Source organism: Arcanobacterium urinimassiliense (assembly GCF_900119495.1).
Classification (GTDB): domain Bacteria; phylum Actinomycetota; class Actinomycetes; order Actinomycetales; family Actinomycetaceae; genus Arcanobacterium_A; species Arcanobacterium_A urinimassiliense.
On record NZ_LT632435.1, the window covers coordinates 1,651,807 to 1,672,389 of the forward strand.

Sequence of the window (20,583 nt, forward strand, 5' to 3'; positions counted from 1 at the left end):
GAACTAAGAAGCAGAACGGCAAGACGGCGATTACTGCGCCACTATTTCTTTTCCAAAGGGGAAACAGACTAGTGGAATAAGTTTTAAGTTTGCCCAGGCCATCGGCAGTCCGATTATGGTTACTGCTTGCGCAAAGGCGGTGATTACATGCCCGAGCGCCAGCCACCAGCCCGCAATAAAGAACCACACTATATTCATCAGCGCACTGCCTCCGCCGGCACTGCTCTTATCTACTACCCGCCGCCCGAAAGGCCAGAGCACATAGCCGGCAATACGGAAACTAGCCAATCCGGCCGGTATCGTAATTATGAATAAGAAGCTGATGAGGCCGGCTAATATATAGCCACAGAAAAGCCAGAAGCCACCTAAAACTACCCAAATTATATTTAGTATCATGCGCATAAATATTCTCCTCAAGAAATTATCGCCTTTTAAGTATATATAGATGGCTTATTTAGCGTATAGAAAATTATCGGGCGTATAAGCCAATTATAAGTAATTATTCGGCGCATAAATGTTGTAAATGCCGTAAATAATTAGTGGGCTATGCGCAAATCACTTACGAAAATTTTAAAAGCAGAAACGGCGAAAAAGAGTAAAAAGCGAGGGCGGCCATCCACGCAAACCGACCGCCCTCGCAGGGGAAACAATATTGGAGGCACTAATTCCAATATTGCATATTCATTTTAGTATTCAATGAGGAAGAAACTTCCCTGGATTCAAGAAAAACTCTATTTGCACTTCTACAAATATCTCCGCTATCCCAGGAAGCGTTCTCGATAATGATTCTATTAATTAATTACGCAGTTGTCTAGACTTAGGGTACACTTACTTTTTATTGATTTTTCAATCGCTTATTCCAAATCTTTTTTACCCCGAGCAGCAGTTCGAGCAGCACTATTCCGCCTACTCCGCCTGCTAATCCGCACAGCATAAAAGATAAATTCGTGGAATCTAAATGGAAGATTTGCTGCGTAAAACTCCACGTAAAAATAATCGAATAAAAAATCAGCGGCAATAAAATAAGTAAAACTTTCCACAGCTGCCACGGCCGAGCCACTTGTACCAACACCCAAGTGGCCGAGATAATAAGTGCAGCTAACGCTGCTGTGGAAGCCTGCATAAGCAGCTGCGGAGTCATGACGCTCTGCTGCGCCCGCACCCCGATATAGGTAAAGAAAGCTGCACTTGCCACTGCCACACCGGCGGGGAACGAAAAAGCGAGTACGCGCCGCGTGAACCCGGGGCGCGCCCGCTGATTATTAACTGGGAGCGCCAAGATAAAAGCCGGAATACCAATTGTGAACCAACCGGTAATAGTCACGTGGATGGGTTGAAAAGGAAAAGGCACTCCGGCGAAAATCACTAGCATTGCCAATAAGGCAGAGTAGACGGTTTTCGTCAAAAAAAGTTTTGCCACTCGCTCGATATTGCCGATCACTCTTCTTCCTTCGGCCACCACATACGGGAGCGTAGCAAAGCGATTATCGAGTAACACTATTTTTGCCACGGCACGCGCAGCTGAGGAGCCATTCCCCATGGCGATACTGATATCAGCATCCTTCAGAGCTAAGACGTCATTCACCCCGTCGCCGGTCATCGCTACCGTATGCCCCGCTTTTTGAAGCGCCCGCACCATTTCTTGCTTCTGTGCTGGGCGCACCCGGCCAAATATCTGGTTCTGCTCAACTTTCGCGGCCAATTCATCCGGCGCAAGCTCTCGCGTATCTACCGCCGCAACTTCTCCCATTCCGAGCCGACGCGCTACCGCCGCTACGGAGACGGCGTTATCTCCAGAGATTACTTTTATCTCCACGCCTTGCTCGCGGAAAAAATCCAGAGTCGCGGCGGCGTCAGGGCGAATCTTCTGCCGCAGAATAAGCACCGCCCGCGCGCGCAGCGGCGGTAGCGCGCTGCCAACCGAATTTTCATTCTCTAAATCTGCACTGCTCTCACCTAAGAGTAATACCCGTAGCCCTTGGGCGGCGGCTGGCTCCCAATAGCTGCGATAGGTACCCGCCGCATCCAAAATATCGGGAGCTCCGAGGAGAAAAGTGCGATGACCAGTGGCAATAGTGGAAGTAGCTGGCAGAGGATTCTGCACTTCAGAATTAGATTTCCCGCCTATCGCTTCCGAAAAAACTACTCCCGACCACTTATCACGCGAATTAAAGACTTTGCGCCCGTGCACTTCCCACAGTTCTGCGGGGCAAGGAAAGACCTCTTGCAGAGCTTTTATCGTGGAGTTTGGGGCGGGATCTGCCCAAACTAGCTGCGCTATTTCCGATTTAAGTTTTTCCGCTGGCTCAGCTCCGATAATTTCCATTTCGGCGAATTCCAGCTCTGCCGCAGTTAAAGTACCCGTCTTATCAGCGCAGACTATATCGACTCGCGCCAGACCTTCAATAGCGGGTAACTCTTGCACTAGGCATTTGCGTTTGCCGAGGCGAATAATTCCCAGCGCGAAAGCCGTAGAGGTGATGAGCACTAGACCTTCTGGCACCATTGGCACTAAAGCACCTGTAATAGCGAGCACCAGCGCCCGCCAATTGTTTCCAAGAAATCCGGCTTGCGAAATTACGGTGAAGATTCCTACGGGGATGAGAATCCACGTAATATATTTCAAAATGCTGTCTATACCCGCCTGCAGCTGAGATTTATCGAGGGAAAATTTCGCTGCTTGCGCCGTCAAACGCGCCGCATAGGAATCAGCCCCTACTTTTTGCACCCGATAGCGCCCGGTGCCCGCCGCCACAAAAGAACCGGAGTAGATAGCATCTCCTGCTTTTTTCTCCACTTCCGTGCTCTCCCCAGTGAGGAGGGATTCGTCCATCGCTAAGTAGTCGGCGCTCAGCACCTGCCCATCTACTACCACTTGGCTACCTGGTTGCAGCACAATCACATCGTCAATCACTAGATCTTCTTGCGCACACGGGCGGCACTCCCCATCCCGCACGACGAGAGGCTGCTCCGCACCGATTATGGAAAGCGAAGCGAGGGTGCGGCGCGCCCGAAATTCTTGTACCGCACCAATTACCGAATTGACGATAATAAGTAGACCGAAAGCAGAGTTTATCCAAGAACCGGTGCTGATTACCATCAAAAAAAGTACGCCGAGAATTGCGTTAATGCGGGTAAAGACGTTGGTACGCACGATATTCCAAAAACTTTTACCTCCGCGCGGTGGCAAAACATTCCGCTTCCCGGCGGCGGCACGCGCGCGCACTTGCGCTGTACTCAAACCGGTAGCAGCGTAATCTACAGCGGAATCAGACTTGCTCACAGCACAAATCTACCGCAAAATACCTCCGCAGCACATAGAGTATTAGAGAACTTACTCCCCAGAGGAATTCTCGTGTAAATGTACTTCGCAAATTCCCGAACGGATACACGGAAATAGGGCTGCGTTTTCGCTCTCTTCGCTCATATCTTCGACCAACCGCACCAGTTGCCCCCGATGTACTTCGCAGATAAGCGGATTAATAGTGCCATCAGTATCTAGGAAAGGGCAAGCATGCATCTGCAAGATATTTTCACTACCCTCTTTTATGACGGCGGCATGCCCAGCCGCAGAGAGCAGTGAACGCACTACCGCCATACGCTGAGTGCGAGTGAGTTTGGAATACTCCTGCCCGGTATCCACGCGGTAGTCTATTTCTTTATGAATCAGCCCGCGCATGGTACTTCCCCAGGCCGCCCCCAAAGCATAGGCTTTTTCCTGCGGATTATCCCAGGTGGAAATCATTTCGCTCACTGCTTTCATGAAGCGCGAAATATAGGCTCCGTTTACTACGTCATTCTGTGGCGCGATAGAGAAATACCCCCACGACGGGCGGCCGCGCCCAGGACTATCAATTTTTTTGCGGCTCACGAGCCCAGCGGCGTAGAGAGAATCGATACTTTCGCGCACGGAATTGTGGTGCAAATTCTGCCGCTCTGCTATTTCTGCGATTGTGATTGGGCGCGTGAAATTTGCCAAATAGGAGAGCATAGCCTGCTGAGCAGTGGAAAGGCGAGCGACTGTCTCGAGCATCTCATTTGCTGCTGCCGGAGGGGGCACGCTAGACATATTCAGATTCTCCTTAAAATTTCCCAAAATACCGCATTGTAAAATTGCAAAACCAATATCCCAATAATATACCTAGAAAAATCCAAATAAGCGGGCATAAGGCCTACGGCGCCCGGAAGAGAAAGTGGCAGAAAATTTACACGCGGCAACTCAAGCCGTTTTCCCTTGACTTTCGGTGAAAATTTCGGCTGGGTACCAAAATAAAGCATCCGTAAAATTCATTTACGAAAGCGAAAAATAACTTAATTTACAGTTTATTTTCGAACTAGCAGGGGAAATTCTCTTTAATAAAGCGAGTTTTACTCGAAACTCGAAACTCGAAACTCGAAGCTTGCCGACCGCAGTTCTCAGCTCTCAGTTTGCAGCCCGAAGCTTCAAGCTTCAAGCCGGCGCCTATTCTCCGGTAGGCGTTTCCCGCATTTCTTCTACGGCATATTCCAAAATAGGAAGCAATACAGCCAGAGCGTCGTCTACTCCCGCTATATTTCCACTGGCGTTTACCACCAAAGTGCGGTGCCGCCCTGATACCAGCACTCCGGCGCGCCCACGGCTGAGAATAGCCTGCGGATAGCCACTTTCCACACCACGCTGGCGAATTTGCTCCGCAATTCCGGGGATATCGAAACGCAACAACGGATCCATTGCGCGCGCCGTATAATCTTGCGCCGAAATGCCGGTGCCACCGGTGGTAAAAATCAAATCAACTTCGTTATAGGCAGCTGTCTGTACCGCTTCTGATATTTCCCGCACGTCGTCGCCCGAAGTAGCTTTGTACACCACTTCTACCCCGGCTTCTTCCAGAATACGTACCGTGTGCAGGCCAATCGCATTCTTTTGCTCTGAGTTCTGCCCAAATTCCTTTGCTTCTATTTCCCCGAATTTTGCATCCGAAACTACTATTACCGCCGCCGTAATTTTTCCGCTCGTTTTTTCGCTCATTTCCCTCTCCCTTCGGGCAGTTGTACCTCTTTGGCTATTTCTAATTTACCTACTACGTAGTTTGCCCAAACCCCGCCAAATCAACGATTCAGCGGGGCTATCAGCGGTGACGGTGGGAGTTTCCACCAATACGCCATTGACCTTTATAAATACACATTAAATAATTGAAATGTCGGCACGCTGTCGGAATTTTAATTATTTAACGATAGAAAGAAACATAATGAAAGCCAAACATGTAACCCTTACCGATAGCCTAATTATTTCTACAAGTGTACAAGATTTAGAAAACAAAATCAGGGAACAACTACCACCATGGGCGAACAGTATACAAGTAATAGATTACGGTCGGCCTGAAAGTAGCGTATACGTCTCTTACCAAAGCAGCGAGTACGATATGGGGATATGCCAACTATTCGCGAGCGCTGACCCTAGCGAACAGTTAGGAAAATGGGAATGGGTTATACAGTATGAACACCACGGGAACGATTTAGCAAGCGTTAGCGACTTCGTGGCAGAGTTAAACAATTTTCTTACACGTTTTCAAAATTCAAAATAAAACTATTAAACATATATCGCGCGCGCGATTTAGCCTATAAACTTATGTGCACGGGGCAGGGTACGCCCGCGCATAGTTGGCCGTGACCGCTTCGCGTATAGGCGCTGTGACTCTGTACGGGTTTTCTTTAGCCTTATGGTCGTGCATGTGTTCTAGATATGCCCGTTAAGGGGTCTAGAATCTCCTCTGAGCGACTTTGACGCTATTCTTGTGGTAGGGTAGCGGTATAGGATGTTGAGCGTCTCTAGTGCCGTTCTCCCCTTGTTGTTTCGGTGCATGTGAATATCCCCCGTCTAGTATTTGTGTGGTTTTCTACTAGGCGGGGGATACTCTTTTAACAATAAATAAATTCGTAATAGCTTAGTAATTAATTAGTAATTGAAAGTAATCCTAGGATAGGACAAGGACAGGTACACGGGTTAGAACTAGTTAAGTTTATTGTTTTCTTTCCTTTTTTCGTCATTACTAACTTAATTTTCTATTCTTAGCCTAGTTTGATGTTGAGAAATTAAATTTTGCCGCTTTTTCAATAAAATTCCCCTCCCCGCACAGCTTTGCTGTGCTAGAGAGGGGAGTGCCATATTAGAGAAAACGAAACATTAGGGAATTAAAGAATTAAGATTCTTGTTCTTCTTGTTTTGCTTTGTTTCGGTTTCTATAGGCTTGCTGGGCTGTTCTGTTGTTTTCTCTTTTTCTTGCTCTTTCCGCTTCTGTTGTTTGCCATTCCCACGACACATAAAGCCCGTGAGATTCTCGCACTATTAGCCCCGCTTCCTCTAAGTCGTCCATGACTTCGGGTATTGCGTAAGGTATTCCGGTAACGTATTTGCTCGCGTTCTCGTCGATGTCGTAATACTTTCTAGGAATGTATCCGTCTGTTCGTAGAGATAGGGCGGTTATGAGTAGCCATACAAAGCCCGCGAACGCTTCAGAGGTTAGCCCGCGATATTTCGGGTCGGTTATTATTTCGGTGTTTATTCGCACGTCTAAGGGTTTTGTTCTATAGCGTCTGTCCCGAGTTCCTAAAAGTGGGTTTTGCGGTACATTGTCTAGATCTCTGTAGCTTTCTATATTGGAATTTTCCATTTTTCCCCCTCCTTTCTTGTGTTTAGTATGCGTAACTGTTCGCGGGTGCTAATAGTTGGGTGTCTATATCTTCGCGTCGTATTCTTAAAGCGCGTTTGCTACGAGTATTTTTCCCTAGCTTGTAGGCTTTGAGTTCTCCGCTTGCTATACGGCGATACACGGTAGGGATAGAACAGTTTAGATATTCGGCAGTTTCTTGCACGGTTAAAAGTGCAGAGTTATTTAGTGCGCTCATTTGCGCCCTTTCTACTAATGCCTAGAGTGCTTGCATGTTTAGAAAGTGGCTATATACAAATAAAGCCCCAGCAAAACAAAACACCTATGGCGTATCTGTTATTGCTAGGGTTTTCAGGGCGCAAGTGAAAACTTATCTAGGATAGAAAAACTATCATCTTAGAGCGCATCTAGTGATATACAAGATAATACAGAGCATTAAAGAATACAAATTTTACGGCTTTTATTTAATGGTGTGTCGCCCTAAAATTAACGCTTCTGCTATTTCTTCCGGCGTGAAAATTTTGTCATCGCCGCATTTTATTCTGCCTGTTAGATAGTTGGTTACATATCGGCTAGTTACTGCTTTACGGGGTGTCCCCATAATAGCTATATCTAGGCTAGCTTGCGCGTAATAGTTCCCTGTATCCACTCTAGGAAAGAATATAGGGTCTATGTCGTTATATTGCATGTTTTGCACACAGTAAGCGCATTCTGCCGTATTTGTTAGGGCTTCTCTTTCTAGGTGTTGTTTTCCGTCCTCGCCAATAATTAGAGTGCTGTCTATAGCCCATATGCTTCGGTCTGTTTTCGGTATTCTATACCGCCCCGCAGTAGCGATAATTTTCCCGCAAGAAATGCACTTAATTCTTATTGTTTTCTCACATAGTTCTTGTATTTTCGCTTCTGAAAACGTAAATTCCTTATTGCCGTTTTTCATGCCGTCTTCAAAATTAAATAGTTCACGGTCTATAGCTTCTAGCGTTACCATGTACGGGTGCATAATATAGTCGTCGCCTTGTTCAACCTTTAACTCTGGCACGTCCCCTAACGGCTTCAATGAGTGGGGCAATTCGATAAGTTTACTCATTTCTAAATTGCCCCTTTCCCTTGTGTACGTGCATTAATATCGGGCACTTTTTCCATCTGTTCCTTAAAATCGGTTAAAGAAATTATCTTCTTATCCATGGCCTTAGTTAGTTCACGGTCGCGCGCGCTCGCGCTTCTCTGATACCGCATAGCTACTTCCACATCTTTATGCCCGCCCCTGTTCAAAAGACTTTTAAGGTCGGCATTAACTTGGGCGTATTGTGTTAAGCCACATGCGCGTAAATCGTGGAAACGTAAATTATTTTTCCCTATCGTTTCGCGCGCTTTATTCCAATGTCGCCTAAAAGTGCTTTCCGCTACGGGTTCTTTTCGTGAGGTTCTGGCAAATAGTAACGCTTCGGGGTTATCGTCTACGTATTTATCTAAATGTTCTATTAAGTCGGGAATTAAATTAGAGGGAATCACTATACTGCGAGCGCTATCTGATTTAGGTGTTGTAAATCCGCCCGCTTTCTTATTCCATTGTCTTACTATGTTTATTCGCGCATTTTCGGGGGTATCTAAATTAGTTAAGTCTTGTCGCTGTAGCCCTAATACTTCCCCGAGCCTTAAAGAGCACCAATATGCAAGCATTACGGCTATTTTCAAGTTTTCCGGCATTGCGTAAGCTATATATACTACTTCTACAGCGTCGGCATAGTTTTCACCTTCAGCAAGTACTTTCACACGCTTACTAGGCCTACATTTCACCGTGACTGCGGGGGATACAGTAAGCCCGCCTATATTGCGTTTTACGGCTTCATTAAATAGCGATTTAAGACAACTAATAACATTTCCGCTAGAGCCGTTTCCGCGAGCATTCTTGATATTTTTCGCGGGCTTACTATCTATTTCTTTCACTAGCCGCTCTATATCTTCTCTTGTAACATCTATTAGCCGCTTATTACCTATGTAGGGGGCTATATTCGTTTTAATGAGTGATTTACGGGTCTTAGGTGTGGCTAGTGAAAGTAGTCCGGCTTTTGCTTTATCTTCTTGTTCTTTCAGCCACTGTTCCGCCCATTCGTTTACTGTAATGTTTTGTTCTTCTTGGGCTTTTTCTTGCGCTTTTCTTTCTTTCTTGCGTTGCGCTGGCGGTTTCCATATGCCCCGCGCTAGGTCGCCTTTTTCTCTATCTTGAGCTATTTTCGCGGCCGCAACGCTGTCATAGTTCCCGATATGGTAATCGCGACTTTCTACAGATAGGCGTACACGGTATTTTATTGTTCCGTCTTTTAATTTCTGTTGCGTTATTCCTTTAGGGAGTTTTATTTTTCGGGGCATAATGTGGCTCTTCTTTTCTGTGTGGTTTTTAAAATGTCGGAATAATGTCGGAAATTCCCGACATTTAGAGTATATACTGATTAATGCTGATAAGGTAGCGTATTACTTAAAACGTTGCTATATAAGCGAAAACCCCGCTAAATCAACGATTCAGCAGGGCTACTGGCGGTGACGGTGGGATTTGAACCCACGGTGGCTATTAACCACACAGCATTTCGAGTGCTGCACCTTCGGCCGCTCGGACACGTCACCTAAACTAGTAAATCCTAGTGCGGAGTATAAGTTTACCTAACTTTTCCCCGCTTCCCAAATGAAATTTTTAACGCAAATTTTCGGCAAACCATTGCCGGAGTTGATTAGCGGCTATATTTTCTTCCACTCCGCCGATTACTTCGACTTGTTGCGGCAACCGCGCATCGCGCAATACATCTCGAATAGAACCAGCCGCTCCCGCTTTTGCGTCCCAAGCCCCGAAAATTACGCGGGAAATACGCGCATTGAGAATTGCTCCGGCACACATCGTACAAGGCTCCAGCGTGACCACTAGAGTGCAGCCACTTAAATTCCAATTCCCTTTCCGCGCAGCTGCGGCACGTAAAGCATTTATTTCTGCATGCCCCACCGGATCAGCATCTCGCTCCCGAGTATTGAAACCACAGCCGATTATTTCGCCAGCGGCGTCTACTACCAACGCCCCTACCGGCACATCGCCGCTCGCTACCGATTCTTCACTCAGCGCAAGCGCCTTTTTCATGAACTGGCTTTCATTTTTCTGCACATCTTTATCCTATTACCATTTCGACTTTAGAAAACGGTAGATTAGAAGTATGAAACTTAAGGTAATTGATCACCCCCTCGTAGCTCATAAGCTCACTGTATTACGCGATAAAAACACTCCATCCACGATATTTCGCCAGCTCGTAGGAGAACTAATTACTTTGCTGGCTTACGAATCTACTCGTGACGTGGAAACGGTACCCGTAGATATCGAAACTCCTATAGCTCCTATCACCGGCACCCGACTGGCGGATCCTCGCCCGATCGTGGTGCCGATTTTACGTGCCGGTTTAGGAATGCTCGACGGTATGACGCATTTGATGCCCACTGCGGAAGTAGGATTTTTAGGGCTGCGCCGCGATGAGGAAACTCTAGAAGCGGTCACCTACGCTAATCGACTTCCGGAAGATCTAACCGACCGGCAGTGCTTTGTATTAGATCCGATGCTCGCCACCGGCCACACCTTAATCGCCTCTATTGACTACTTACTAGAGCGGGGAGCGAAAGATGTGACGGCGATTTGCATTTTGGCCGCTACGGAAGGCCTCGAAACACTCGAAAAGCATATTGGCGATCGCGGAGATGTGAAGATAATCGTCGCGGCAGTAGATCCGAGCTTAAATGAGCACGGCTTTATTGTGCCGGGTCTGGGCGATGCAGGCGACCGCCTCTACGGCATAGTCGATTAAAATTACCTAAATAAACTCTGCAGGCGCGGCAGTGGGGACTGACGCGCCTGCCTAATAATTGGAGAAATATGGGAAAGAAAAGCCGCCGGAACCGCAGTGAAAAGCCGCAGCGGGTGCGGATCAAATTCGTAGCTCGCCCTTTTGCGGATTTGCCGCAAGAAGCAGAGCTAGTAGCTATGCGGGAAATTCTTCCTGCCGCCATGTTGCCAGCTAAAACTAGCAGCGCCTACGGGGAAGAAGAGTTTTTCTTTGTGACGCAGTTGCCGAAACTAGCCGCCGCTATGCGCCGCAGCGATGGAAAACTGTTGATTGCTTTACAGACGGTGATGCAATCCGGAAATGCCGCTTTGGATCTGGCTGACCGTTTGCGCCACGGTTTAACACTAGAAGCTGGTGCTAGCTATCAGCAATCAGAGCAGCCCACGCCGGGAATAGAACTATCGGAAATGCTCGATTTAGAGTTTCCTGGGCAACTGGAGATTGTAGATGATTTCCACTACTGCTTTACTGATGCCGAATTGCAGAAACCAGAAATAGAGATGGCACTGCAGCAGAGTAAAGAAAGCGTGGTGCCGATGGAAGAAGTGCCGGGAGTACCGCGCGCTTACCTGGCGAAAATGCAGAAGGAATTTCTCCGGTGGGTACGCCCAGAAGAGGAAGAAGCGGTATTGGCCGGATTGGCACGCCTGCAGCAGAAACGGCAATTAGAATTCGCAGGCGGGCGTTTCTTGGGGGCTTTCCGCGCGTTGGGGCTTTTGATTCCGGTGTTTGAGATAGCAGCTGGGCAAGATATAGAAGAAACTGCTAAAGCAGTGCAGGATTTTGCACCGATACTTTCCGCAGCGATAGCCAGCGATGAGCCGCTTAGCGATGCAGAAAAACGCGCTAAAGCTGGCATTATTTCACGGCAAATCACTCTGCGCTAAAGAAGGCTGACTAGAGTGGTTTCGCAAGATAGCGTAGCGGCGCTCATCCCCGCAAAGAACGAGGCAGAGAGAATTGCCCAGACGATAGCGGGAATAAGGGCACTGCCAGAGATAGGGCGGATAGTAGTTATAGACGACGGCAGTACCGATAGTACTGGCGAAATTGCCCGCCGCGCGGGTGCGGAAGTAATTACGCATTCGCGAAACCGCGGCAAAGCAGCCGCTCTGGAGAGTGGCTACCGCTACCTAGCGGAGATGAAAGATTCCCATTCTTCGAAAGGTACTCCACCGCTGCCGATGGCGTTACTGCTCGCTGATGCAGATCTAGGAGATTCTGCCTCCGCCTGCGCTCCCCTTATAGAACCGGTGCGCAGCGGAAAAGCAGATTGCACGATAGCGCTTTTACCTGCCCAAAAAGGCGCCGGCGGACATGGTTTCGTCACGGGCTTGGGGCGGAAATATATTTACCAGCTCACCGGCTGGGAAGCTCGCCAGCCGCTTTCTGGCCAACGCTGCTTAAGTTGGGAAGCTTTTTCGGCCGCGCGGCCGCTCGCCGCTGGTTGGGGCGTAGAAGTGGGAATGAGTATTGATTTGCTACAGGCGGGATATCGGCTGCAGGAAGTACCTTGCGCGCTACAGCATCGCGCCAGCGCTAATGATTTTGCCGGCCAAGTTCATCGCGGGCGGCAGTATGTGGATGTGTGGCGGGCGGTGCTACCGCGTTGGTGGGCGGCGCGGCGGAAAAACAACTGAGCCACAGCGGCACACCGTAGCAAAGACCGATACAGAGCATCACTAAGCCGGAATCATTAATAAGCATTCCGCAAAGTAGTACTACCAGGCCAGAAATACCGGCACTGAAGATATCGGCAGAAAGCGGGAAATTCTCTGCTTGCCCCCGCGTAATTGCGCGAATTTTCCGGCGATAGTTCCACAGCGCCCAACCTATTCCCAGCGCAATAGCGATTCCGATTCCCCACGCCCAGAAGGGGACGGAGGTGAGAAGCTGCGTGATCTTTCGCATCACCACTTCTCCACCTTTACCGTCGATAAGCTGCGCAAAAAACTTTCCAAAGTGTGAACGCACTGCCGGCGGGCGGCGCCAATCTAGGTAGGCCACACCGAACATTCCTGCAGCCCCGCTCAAGAAGGCTAGGCACAGTTGGTAGAGACGAAAACCGCGCGAGCGAGATAAGAAAAAAAGCGTCAAAAAAGCTAAGAAGAGAGCCGGTGGCCCTCCGAAATCTGCACCTATTTGCGGAGCTCCGTCGATGAAGATACCGAGAATCGCCAAGATAACTACCACAGCCACGCGAAGTGAAGCAGGAGCGGATTTCCTTCGTAGATATTCGAGGAGCACGCCCGCTGTGAAGAGCAGCGAAAGCGCGAAAACTACGAAGGGGGCGTTGCTGAAACCATAGAATCTACCGCCGGATTGCGGCTGATCACCCAGGAGAGATGAAAAGTGCAAGGGGGAACCGCAGAGTGCGTCAATAGCTAGAGTGCCCGCACTTAAAGCAGCAACTATAGAAGCGGGAACGAGCGGCGAGCAGCGGCGGGCGGGCACGATGAGAAGAGCTAGAGCGGCGGCAAAAATCAGGAGAAGCGGCAGTTGCCAGATTTCTGCCCGCGCCAGCCGCCACCACGGGAAAAGATTCAAAAGGAAAGTGCTGAGCGGCAAAACAGCGATGAAGATACAAAAATAGAACAATGCCGGCGGAAGAGGCCATATTTTTGCCGGCGGCAAACCGGGAGAAGATTTGCGCTGCGCGCGTCTATAAAGCAAAACGGCGAGTAAGGCGGCAATCGCCCCGATCCCAAAAGTGAAGTAGAAAGGCGCTACTCCGGAGCGCACCAAGGCCGCACGGAGTTCTTTATCTGCTAAATAGGCAGCGCGCACCTCTCCGCTGCGTTGATCAGATTTCAATTGCAACGGAAAATCAGCAGCGGAAGGAGTACCAGCGAGAACTGGATTATCGGCATCATTTTGCGCAGCTGCGGTATTTTCCCCAGCCACCGCACCCAGCAGCTGCGTGATAGTAGGCAAGATATCCGTAAGTTGTACCACGCCAGGTTGGCGGGTAGAAAGGGATTCAGCTAAAGCTGGGCCGCTAGAAATTTGCGGAGCTGGATTTTCTCTCGCTCCCGCGCTATCTCCCACGCTAGATTCCGCACTAGATTCCCCGCTATCTCCCGCATTAGTTCCCGAGCTCTTTCCCGCACCGGCAGCAGCAAGAGCCCCGGAACGCCGGAGCGCAAAAAATTGCATACGCGCAGTTTGGCTATCGCCATCTGCCACCGAGAGAAGAAGTACGTTATGGGTGGAAGGGATAAGAGGAAGCAACTCCCCGAGGCGCGCATCTATTTCCGCTACTTGCGCTAAAAATTGGGGGCTATCTGGATGCGGAGCACGCAGTGCCGCCTGCAGACGCGGCGGCAGAGCAGAAGCAGCAGGAGGAGAATTTTCCCAAGCGGCTCCCGCATCTATTATTACGAAACTTTTCTCTTTTACCTGCTGGTAGGCCTTTTTGAAGCCGTCGTTATCGCGCGGAACTCCCGCATATTCTCCGTATATTATTCCTTCATGGTCTGCTAAAGCTAATCCCGCTCCCGGACCTATTCCGCCCGCACTTATCGAATGCTGGCGCAGCTGCGCCGCTAATTTTCCCAACTCGGGATGATAGGGATTCCTCCGATTGGCGGCAGCTATTTCTGTCCAATGGGGAATTTGATAAGGGGCGGGCAGCGACTGCGCCACTGCCGGCATACAAAAAGTAGCAGAATCCGGCAAGCTAGCTCGAGTACCGCTCGCCAAGGTGAGCCAGCCAGCGGCTGGGCAAGTAGTATCTGCACGCGTGCGCACCACTAAGTTAGCAGCAGCAGAATTTTCTAAGAAATCTGCTAAATGCGGGGTACGAGCTCGATCGATATGCGAAAAGCGCACGCCGGAAAAACCAATTACGACGAGCGGTGCAGATTCAGAAGCAGTATCAGCTACAGCAGGCAAATTAGCTGCGCTCGGTGCCGACAAGGCAGAATTGGCAGCCGACGCAGCAGGGCTAGCAGCCGGCAAAGCAGGATTCTCAGCTGGGCGCTCAGCCATCGCCACTCCCCACCCGGAAAATAGCGAGAGGAAAAGACTGCTGAGTAATACCCAGAAGAAAGAAACCTTAACTATGCGCCGCTTGCTAAGCATCGTATTATTCTTTAATTTTTCAAAGCGTGAATAGGCGCAGGAATCCGCCCACCCCGTTCGGCAAATTTTGCGGAAGCGAAACGACTCACTTCCATTACGGGCGCTCTCCCGAGCAATCCTCCAAATTCAGCCATATCACCTACTTTTTTCCCGGGTATCGGAATCAACCGCACCGCAGTGGTCTTAGAATTCATCACTCCAATAGCTGCTTCATCGGCAATGATTCCGGAAATAGTGGCCGGCGGAGTATCGCCCGGAATAGCGATCATATCTAAACCGACCGAACAAATCGCCGTCATCGCCTCTAATTTCGCCAAAGAAATAGAGCCTCGCTCTACCGCCGCAATCATATTGGCGTCTTCCGAGACTGGAATAAAGGAACCGGAGAGCCCGCCGACCGAATTCACCGCCATCATTCCTCCCTTTTTCACGGCGTCATTGAGCAAAGCCAAAGCCGCTGTGGTGCCAGGAGCCCCCACAGATTCCACTCCGAGTTCTTCCAAAATAGCACCTACGGAATCTCCCACTTTCGCAGTGGGAGCGAGGGAAATATCCACGATGCCAAAACGTATTCCGAGCCGCTCTGCCACAGTTTGCCCCACTAGCTGCCCCATACGCGTAATCTGAAAAGCAGCCTTTTTAATAGCAGCCGCACACTCTTCAAAAGGTCGGCCGCGCACTTTCTGCAAAGCCCGCTCCACTACACCCGGGCCAGAAATTCCCACGCTAATCACCGAATCCGCTTCTCCTATCCCGTGAAAAGCGCCCGCCATAAAAGGATTATCCCCTACTGCATTAGCAAATACTACAAACTTAGCAGCCGCTAAACCGGCATTAGCTGCCGGAGCTTTACCCAGTGCCACCACTTGCCGGCCGGCTTCCGCCACGGCTTCCATATTGATTCCCGCGCGCGTAGAGCCGATATTTAACGAACCACAGACGAGATCAGTCTCCGATAAAGCCTGCGGAAGCGAATGAATAAGCGCTAGATCTGCCTTAGTGCAGCCCTTTTCCACTAAAGCACTGTAACCACCTACAAAATCTACCCCTATAGCTTTACCGGCACGATCTAAAGCCTGTGCAAAAGGAAGTGGATCTGCGCCGCACGCAGCAGCCAGTACCGCTATCGGAGTCACTGAAATGCGCTTATTGATTACCGGCACTCCTAGTTCTTGTGCCACTTCGTCGGCCGTGCGCACCAAATTAGCCGCCAATTTAGTGATACGCCGATAAACTTTTTCACAAGCTGCCTCTACATCGGAATCAATACACTCCAACAGCGATATTCCCATGGTTACTGTGCGCACATCGAGATTATCTTCTTCTATCATGCGGAGAGTTTCGAGAATTTCCGGAGCAGTATCCATACCGTTCTTCTTTCCGTTTCTTCTTTCGCTTACTTCTAAATTACTGGCAGATAGGGGGATAAGGGGATATAGGGCGTTATTAAACTCTTAAGGCACTATTAAAGTTTATGCATGGCGTCAAAAAGAGATTGCGCCTGCACTTTAATTACCAACTGTTGCTCCGCCGCCACCTCGGCGAGCCGCGCCTGAATAAGAGATATTCCCACCTGAGTTTCCGAAAATTCCAGCTCCATAATCATGGTGAAATATCCACTCATTAAAGTCTGCGAAACGTTAATTATATTCACTTCTAATTCTGCTAATGCCGTAGAAACGGCAGCAATAATTCCCGTGTGATCGATACCGGTGACACTCATAATGGCTTTCATGCTCTTAAAATATCATTTATTAGCGGGCAGAGCGCGGAGAGAATCTCCTTAAGAAATTTGCGCAAAACTTTTCTCCGGCCTCTATTTTGTGCGCGGTGCGTTTCTTAACATTTAGACACCAGCCCAAATAGTAGATTTGCTCTGAATGCAAAGATCGCATCTCCTAGCATCTCTACCAGTACGGCTGCCAGATAATTGTTCTCAAAGATGAGTAGGAAATATGAAAAAGCATCTAGTACCATTTTCCGCCACTGCTGCATCACTGGGTGGCTTCCTTTTTGGTTTCGATACGGCAGTAATTTCGGGAACCACAGCCGCCCTGCAAGATAAATGGGATCTCAGCGCTGGGCAACTCGGTTTTACCGTATCTTGCGCGCTAATCGGCACTATTATTGGCGCTTTATTCGGCGGCATCCCCGCTGATAGATGGGGGCGCCGGCCAGTTCTCAAAGGAGTGGCCTCCCTCTACCTATTGACCTCCATATGCGTAGCTATCGCCAATAGTTGGGCATTTTTCTTAGTATTTCGTATGCTAGGCGGCATAGCAGTAGGTGCATCTTCCGTAATAGCGCCACTATATACTGCAGAAATATCTCCAGCCGCCCGCCGCGGAAAATTAGTAGCTACCGTACAACTCAACATAGTTATCGGAATAGTAGTTTCATATCTATCTAACTACGTCATAGTTAAGATGATGCCTATCGAAGTAGGCTGGCGTTGGATGCTCGGAATTCAAGCAATTCCGTCGTTAATTTTCCTCGCAGTTTGCTATTTCATTCCTGAGAGCCCGCGGTGGCTGCACCAGCACGGCAAAGAAAAAGAATCTTTAACGGTCATGAAAGATCTATGGGGGAACGAAGAAGCCGCAGAAGTATTGGCCAATATGCAACAAATCGTTCCGCAAGCAAAAACAAAAGAACCTTTCTTCTCCAGCCGTACTGCCCGCCCAATTGCGATGGCTATTCTTATCGCCTTCTTCTCCCAGTTCGCTGGCACTAATGCGGTACTCTACTACGCGCCTTCTCTCTTGCAATCAGCAGGTATTGCGGGCGATGCCGCTTTCGCGTCTTCCATATTAGTAGGGTTGACGAATTTAGTATTCACACTGCTGGGACGCTCACTAGTAGATAAAGTGGGGCGGCGGCCGTTAGTAACTTTGGGAGCTGGAGTAGATTTATTAGCTTTGGTAGCAATTGCAGGTATTTTCTACTTCTCCGGCAATAATCTATCTACCACGACGGGCATTATCGTTTTGCTTTTGATCATCGTATTCATTGCCGCATTGGCGGTGGGAATCGGCTCAGTACTATGGGTATTCATCTCGGAAATCTTCCCACCCGAACACCGCGCCAATGGGCAAGCCACTGGTTCGGCTGCACACTGGGTAGCGGCAGCGATTATTTCCGGCACTTTCCCCGTAATGTTTAAAGCCTCTATGACTTTCACATTCCTTTTCTACGCAGCTTGTATGCTAGGTGCAGTGATTTGGTCACGCACTATGATGCCGGAAACAAAGGGATCAATCCTCGAAGAAGTCTAAAAGAGCAATCTAGCTCAGCGGCGAGGTCACATTTCAATCCGTACTTGCAGAGGAGGAAAAGATGCAAAAAGTAAGTATGAAAGACGTAGCGCAATACGCTGGCGTATCCATCACTACCGTATCTCACGTCCTCAACGGTACGCGCCGCGTCGCTGAATCTACAAAAATGCAAGTTCTAGCAGCTAGCCGGGCACTAAATTACAGTAGTCCGCGCACTGTGCGCTCTTTACAAGCAGGAGCACTGCCGGGAGTAGGAATCGTCGGCACCTTGCTTGGAAATCCGAGTGGAACTGCATTAAATCTAGAGCTAGCAAGGCAAGCCACCGATAGTGGATTAACACCGTTCTTATTGGATACTGGCGCAAATGTGCTTACAGAAGAAGCCGCTCTGAATGCTTTGATTGCCCATAGAATCGATGCGGTAGTCATTAGTCCGGTACCAGGATGGCGGCGGCATTCTCTGCCCCGTTTACGCCAGCACAAAGTTCCATTTGTAATAGTCAATAGCAACGATTTAGCTGTGATTGCACCGCAGATATGCACCGACCATCAGCAAGCTATTAGAGATATTACTATGCATCTGCTGGAGCATGGAGCACGATATCCCGTACTTTTTTATCCAGATAGACGCATTAATAACGGATCGCGGCATATGCGAGGATTCGAAGAAGCCTTAATTGAAAAAGGATACCGGATAACGCGCCGGCAACTGGTCAATACCCCATCCTCTCCGTGGGGAATCCAGCGGCACATATCTTGGACTTTGGATAATTTCCCGCATATCGATGCTCTCGTATTGGGCAGTTCTGCTATGTGCGCACCTGCTTTAGCAGAAATTCGCCGCCGCGAGCTCACTATCGGAAAAGATATCCGAGTGGGAGTATTTGAAGATTCTGAAATTTTCAATGATCAGTTCTTCTTGCGCGCAATCGACCCGTTAGAAGAAGTGGCAGAAAAAGTAATTGAGAAAATTATTTATTTTCTGCGCACCCAAAGTGGAGCCAATACTGAATCCTATATCGACTTAGTGCCTTGCCCGCTAGTTACTGGCCCAAGTTGTGGTTGCCCAGCTGTTGAGCAAGAAATACCGCCTTCAGAAACGGAATCACATCCTCTTTATGCTTCTGCACATGGGCGGCGGCATGCTGGATGGATTTCAGATAAACCACCAATTACGAAAAATCGAAAAAATAGCTTATCTCGTATGAAAGAAAATACTATGACTAAATCTAATAATTTCCCCGATAAATTCTTCCCTGGCCTGCATATGCGCCCCAATTTCGGTTGGGTAAATGATCCGAATGGAATTCACAAGGTTGGAGATACTTGGCATATGTTCTACCAGTTCAATCCGAAAGCTCCTTGGCATGATCACATTCATTGGGGGCACGCTACTTCCAAAGATCTAGTAAATTGGAAATCGCAAGAAATTGCGCTAAAACCGCGCGCTGGTAAACCGGATGCAAGTGGCTGCTGGTCTGGGATAGGGCTGGTGCATGAAGGAATTTCTTCTTTACTCTACACCGCCGTCACGCAGCTCGATGGCCCCTCTCTCACGGTGCTAGCAGAGGAAACAGCTGACCGCACCGGCTGGGAACCCACAAAGGTAGTGGCTACCATGCCTCCTATTGAAAATATCCGCGCTATGCGCGATCCTTTCGTTTTTGAAGTAGATGGCACTACTTACGCTATTCACGGAGGCGGTTTTGAAGACGGCACGCCCGCTATATTCCTTTATGATTGCACCGATTGGTACAACTGGAAATATCTAAATACGCTGCTCGTAGGGGATGATTCTATTGCTTCTATTTACGCTCCCGCTTCCATTTGGGAATGCCCACAACTGGTAAAAATCGGAAATTCTTGGGTACTTATTGTTTCGCAATGGGTAGAAGCCGAAACGCTTATGGATCACTTAACCGGAGTTGCCTACCTGGTAGGTGATTTAGATATGAGTGCCGGATATCCCCGATTCGTTCCGCGCACCGGCGGCAAATTAGATGCCGGCCCCGATTTTTATGCTCCCCAGTGCGTAGTGGATAAAGATCGCATTCTCATGTGGGGTTGGACGTGGGAAGGCTCCGATCGCAGCGATGCAGATATTGACGCATCTGGATATAACGGAGCACTCACCCATCCGCGCCGTTTGCATATTTCGGAAGGACGAGTGTGGGCTGCACCTGCCCAAGAACTCTTCGCTTTGCGAGAGGGGAAAGGGGAAGTGATTACTGAGCTCCCCGATACTTTGCAATTCTCTCTAGATATAGCTGGCACCGGGACTATTGCTTTGCTTGATTCGAGCACTAATGAAATCCTCTTCTCCGCAGAGATTAGCAATCCGGCTACGCTCTGGGTAGATGGATCATTAGTGGAGCTATTCCAAGACGATACTCCCTCTTTTACGCAGCGTATCTATCCACAAGGCTCGCTCCAGTTACAACTATCAGAAAATCTACAAGCAACTTTCTACCGGCTATCTGCTTTTGATGACGACGGTACTCGCCTACCGCGTGCATTGCGTTAAAAAATATCGAGGCCTAGAAGTTTCTAGATAAATATTGGGTCGCCCAGCTTTCTTGCCGGGCGACCCAAATTTTCATAATGGTTACTTTCGCTCTCATTTTGATACAACGCGATATTTGGGTGCGGAGTTAATATTTTGGGTTAAAACCAGAATATTTCTGATAAACTCTGACCCGTAAT

At 48.9% G+C, this 20,583-nt stretch carries 17 protein-coding genes and 1 tRNA gene; 5 read left to right on the forward strand and 13 right to left on the reverse strand.

The features are described 5' to 3' along the window. Positions 1-30 precede the first annotated feature (30 nt). The 10 genes from BQ7117_RS07385 to BQ7117_RS07440 all read right to left on the reverse strand — a co-directional run bounded on the left by BQ7117_RS07385 (position 31) and on the right by BQ7117_RS07440 (position 9,795). A complete protein-coding gene (locus tag BQ7117_RS07385; RefSeq protein ID WP_073996876.1) occupies positions 31-402 on the reverse strand; it encodes a YccF domain-containing protein in 372 nt (123 codons plus the stop codon). Positions 403-835: 433 nt separating this feature from the next. After that, positions 836-3,283: an HAD-IC family P-type ATPase gene (locus BQ7117_RS07390; RefSeq protein ID WP_073996877.1), complete on the reverse strand. Its 2,448-nt coding sequence runs from the start codon at positions 3,281-3,283 to the stop codon at positions 836-838. Between the two features lie 51 nt (positions 3,284-3,334). Then, positions 3,335-4,069 carry a helix-turn-helix domain-containing protein gene (locus BQ7117_RS07395; RefSeq protein WP_073996878.1) on the reverse strand — a complete coding sequence of 245 codons (735 nt, stop codon included), beginning with the start codon at positions 4,067-4,069 and terminating at the stop codon, positions 3,335-3,337. Positions 4,070-4,462: 393 nt separating this feature from the next. Further along, complete coding sequence (locus BQ7117_RS07405; protein ID WP_084790023.1) at positions 4,463-5,008, reverse strand: MogA/MoaB family molybdenum cofactor biosynthesis protein; 546 nt, start codon at positions 5,006-5,008, stop codon at positions 4,463-4,465. A gap of 1,171 nt (positions 5,009-6,179) precedes the next feature. Beyond that, a complete protein-coding gene (locus BQ7117_RS07415) occupies positions 6,180-6,650 on the reverse strand; it encodes a bZIP transcription factor (RefSeq protein WP_073996881.1) in 471 nt (156 codons plus the stop codon). A gap of 22 nt (positions 6,651-6,672) precedes the next feature. Further along, positions 6,673-6,885 carry a helix-turn-helix domain-containing protein gene (locus BQ7117_RS08010; protein WP_073996882.1) on the reverse strand — a complete coding sequence of 71 codons (213 nt, stop codon included), beginning with the start codon at positions 6,883-6,885 and terminating at the stop codon, positions 6,673-6,675. 222 nt (positions 6,886-7,107) lie between these two features. Further along, positions 7,108-7,734 carry a hypothetical protein gene (locus BQ7117_RS07425; protein WP_073996883.1) on the reverse strand — a complete coding sequence of 209 codons (627 nt, stop codon included), beginning with the start codon at positions 7,732-7,734 and terminating at the stop codon, positions 7,108-7,110. 2 nt (positions 7,735-7,736) lie between these two features. Further along, the gene (locus BQ7117_RS07430; RefSeq protein ID WP_073996884.1) at positions 7,737-9,017 is read right to left on the reverse strand and encodes a tyrosine-type recombinase/integrase; all 1,281 of its coding nucleotides are present in this window, start codon (positions 9,015-9,017) and stop codon (positions 7,737-7,739) included. Positions 9,018-9,180: 163 nt separating this feature from the next. After that, positions 9,181-9,269, reverse strand: a tRNA-Ser gene (locus BQ7117_RS07435). Positions 9,270-9,336: 67 nt separating this feature from the next. After that, the gene (locus tag BQ7117_RS07440; RefSeq protein ID WP_237563076.1) at positions 9,337-9,795 is read right to left on the reverse strand and encodes a nucleoside deaminase; all 459 of its coding nucleotides are present in this window, start codon (positions 9,793-9,795) and stop codon (positions 9,337-9,339) included. Positions 9,796-9,844: 49 nt separating this feature from the next. On the opposite strand from BQ7117_RS07440, the gene upp reads away from it, so the two are divergent. The 3 genes from upp to BQ7117_RS07455 all read left to right on the forward strand — a co-directional run bounded on the left by upp (position 9,845) and on the right by BQ7117_RS07455 (position 12,162). After that, complete coding sequence (gene upp / locus BQ7117_RS07445) at positions 9,845-10,483, forward strand: uracil phosphoribosyltransferase (protein WP_073996885.1); 639 nt, start codon at positions 9,845-9,847, stop codon at positions 10,481-10,483. 68 nt (positions 10,484-10,551) lie between these two features. Then, the gene (locus BQ7117_RS07450) at positions 10,552-11,409 is read left to right on the forward strand and encodes a DUF5926 family protein (protein WP_073996886.1); all 858 of its coding nucleotides are present in this window, start codon (positions 10,552-10,554) and stop codon (positions 11,407-11,409) included. Between the two features lie 15 nt (positions 11,410-11,424). Further along, complete coding sequence (locus BQ7117_RS07455; protein ID WP_084790025.1) at positions 11,425-12,162, forward strand: glycosyltransferase family 2 protein; 738 nt, start codon at positions 11,425-11,427, stop codon at positions 12,160-12,162. Here the strand turns inward: BQ7117_RS07455 and BQ7117_RS07460 are convergent. The 3 genes from BQ7117_RS07460 to BQ7117_RS07470 all read right to left on the reverse strand — a co-directional run bounded on the left by BQ7117_RS07460 (position 12,062) and on the right by BQ7117_RS07470 (position 16,340). Next, positions 12,062-14,605 carry a hypothetical protein gene (locus BQ7117_RS07460; protein ID WP_073996888.1) on the reverse strand — a complete coding sequence of 848 codons (2,544 nt, stop codon included), beginning with the start codon at positions 14,603-14,605 and terminating at the stop codon, positions 12,062-12,064. The genes BQ7117_RS07455 and BQ7117_RS07460 overlap by 101 nt on opposite strands. An 11-nt stretch (positions 14,606-14,616) precedes the next feature. Next, positions 14,617-15,972 carry a PFL family protein gene (locus BQ7117_RS07465; protein WP_073996889.1) on the reverse strand — a complete coding sequence of 452 codons (1,356 nt, stop codon included), beginning with the start codon at positions 15,970-15,972 and terminating at the stop codon, positions 14,617-14,619. 98 nt (positions 15,973-16,070) lie between these two features. Next, complete coding sequence (locus tag BQ7117_RS07470) at positions 16,071-16,340, reverse strand: ACT domain-containing protein (protein ID WP_073996890.1); 270 nt, start codon at positions 16,338-16,340, stop codon at positions 16,071-16,073. A 220-nt stretch (positions 16,341-16,560) separates the two neighbouring features. On the opposite strand from BQ7117_RS07470, the gene BQ7117_RS07475 reads away from it, so the two are divergent. Continuing rightward, a complete protein-coding gene (locus BQ7117_RS07475; protein ID WP_073996891.1) occupies positions 16,561-17,880 on the forward strand; it encodes a sugar porter family MFS transporter in 1,320 nt (439 codons plus the stop codon). Between the two features lie 61 nt (positions 17,881-17,941). Next, positions 17,942-20,404 carry a LacI family DNA-binding transcriptional regulator gene (locus BQ7117_RS07480; protein ID WP_073996892.1) on the forward strand — a complete coding sequence of 821 codons (2,463 nt, stop codon included), beginning with the start codon at positions 17,942-17,944 and terminating at the stop codon, positions 20,402-20,404. Positions 20,405-20,583: the final 179 nt, after the last annotated feature.

Bases quoted from the DNA above. Each gene is read 5' to 3' on its own strand.
- BQ7117_RS07385 (WP_073996876.1), bottom strand. From the start codon at position 402: ATGCGCATGATACTAAATATAATTTGGGTAGTTTTAGGTGGCTTCTGG.
- BQ7117_RS07395 (WP_073996878.1), bottom strand. From the start codon at position 4,069: ATGTCTAGCGTGCCCCCTCCGGCAGCAGCAAATGAGATGCTCGAGACA.
- BQ7117_RS07405 (WP_084790023.1), bottom strand. From the start codon at position 5,008: ATGAGCGAAAAAACGAGCGGAAAAATTACGGCGGCGGTAATAGTAGTT.
- BQ7117_RS07415 (WP_073996881.1), bottom strand. From the start codon at position 6,650: ATGGAAAATTCCAATATAGAAAGCTACAGAGATCTAGACAATGTACCG.
- BQ7117_RS08010 (WP_073996882.1), bottom strand. From the start codon at position 6,885: ATGAGCGCACTAAATAACTCTGCACTTTTAACCGTGCAAGAAACTGCC.
- BQ7117_RS07425 (WP_073996883.1), bottom strand. From the start codon at position 7,734: ATGAGTAAACTTATCGAATTGCCCCACTCATTGAAGCCGTTAGGGGAC.
- BQ7117_RS07430 (WP_073996884.1), bottom strand. From the start codon at position 9,017: ATGCCCCGAAAAATAAAACTCCCTAAAGGAATAACGCAACAGAAATTA.
- upp (WP_073996885.1), top strand. From the start codon at position 9,845: ATGAAACTTAAGGTAATTGATCACCCCCTCGTAGCTCATAAGCTCACT.
- BQ7117_RS07450 (WP_073996886.1), top strand. From the start codon at position 10,552: ATGGGAAAGAAAAGCCGCCGGAACCGCAGTGAAAAGCCGCAGCGGGTG.
- BQ7117_RS07460 (WP_073996888.1), bottom strand. From the start codon at position 14,605: ATGCTTAGCAAGCGGCGCATAGTTAAGGTTTCTTTCTTCTGGGTATTA.
- BQ7117_RS07465 (WP_073996889.1), bottom strand. From the start codon at position 15,972: ATGGATACTGCTCCGGAAATTCTCGAAACTCTCCGCATGATAGAAGAA.
- BQ7117_RS07470 (WP_073996890.1), bottom strand. From the start codon at position 16,340: ATGAAAGCCATTATGAGTGTCACCGGTATCGATCACACGGGAATTATT.
- BQ7117_RS07475 (WP_073996891.1), top strand. From the start codon at position 16,561: ATGAAAAAGCATCTAGTACCATTTTCCGCCACTGCTGCATCACTGGGT.
- BQ7117_RS07480 (WP_073996892.1), top strand. From the start codon at position 17,942: ATGCAAAAAGTAAGTATGAAAGACGTAGCGCAATACGCTGGCGTATCC.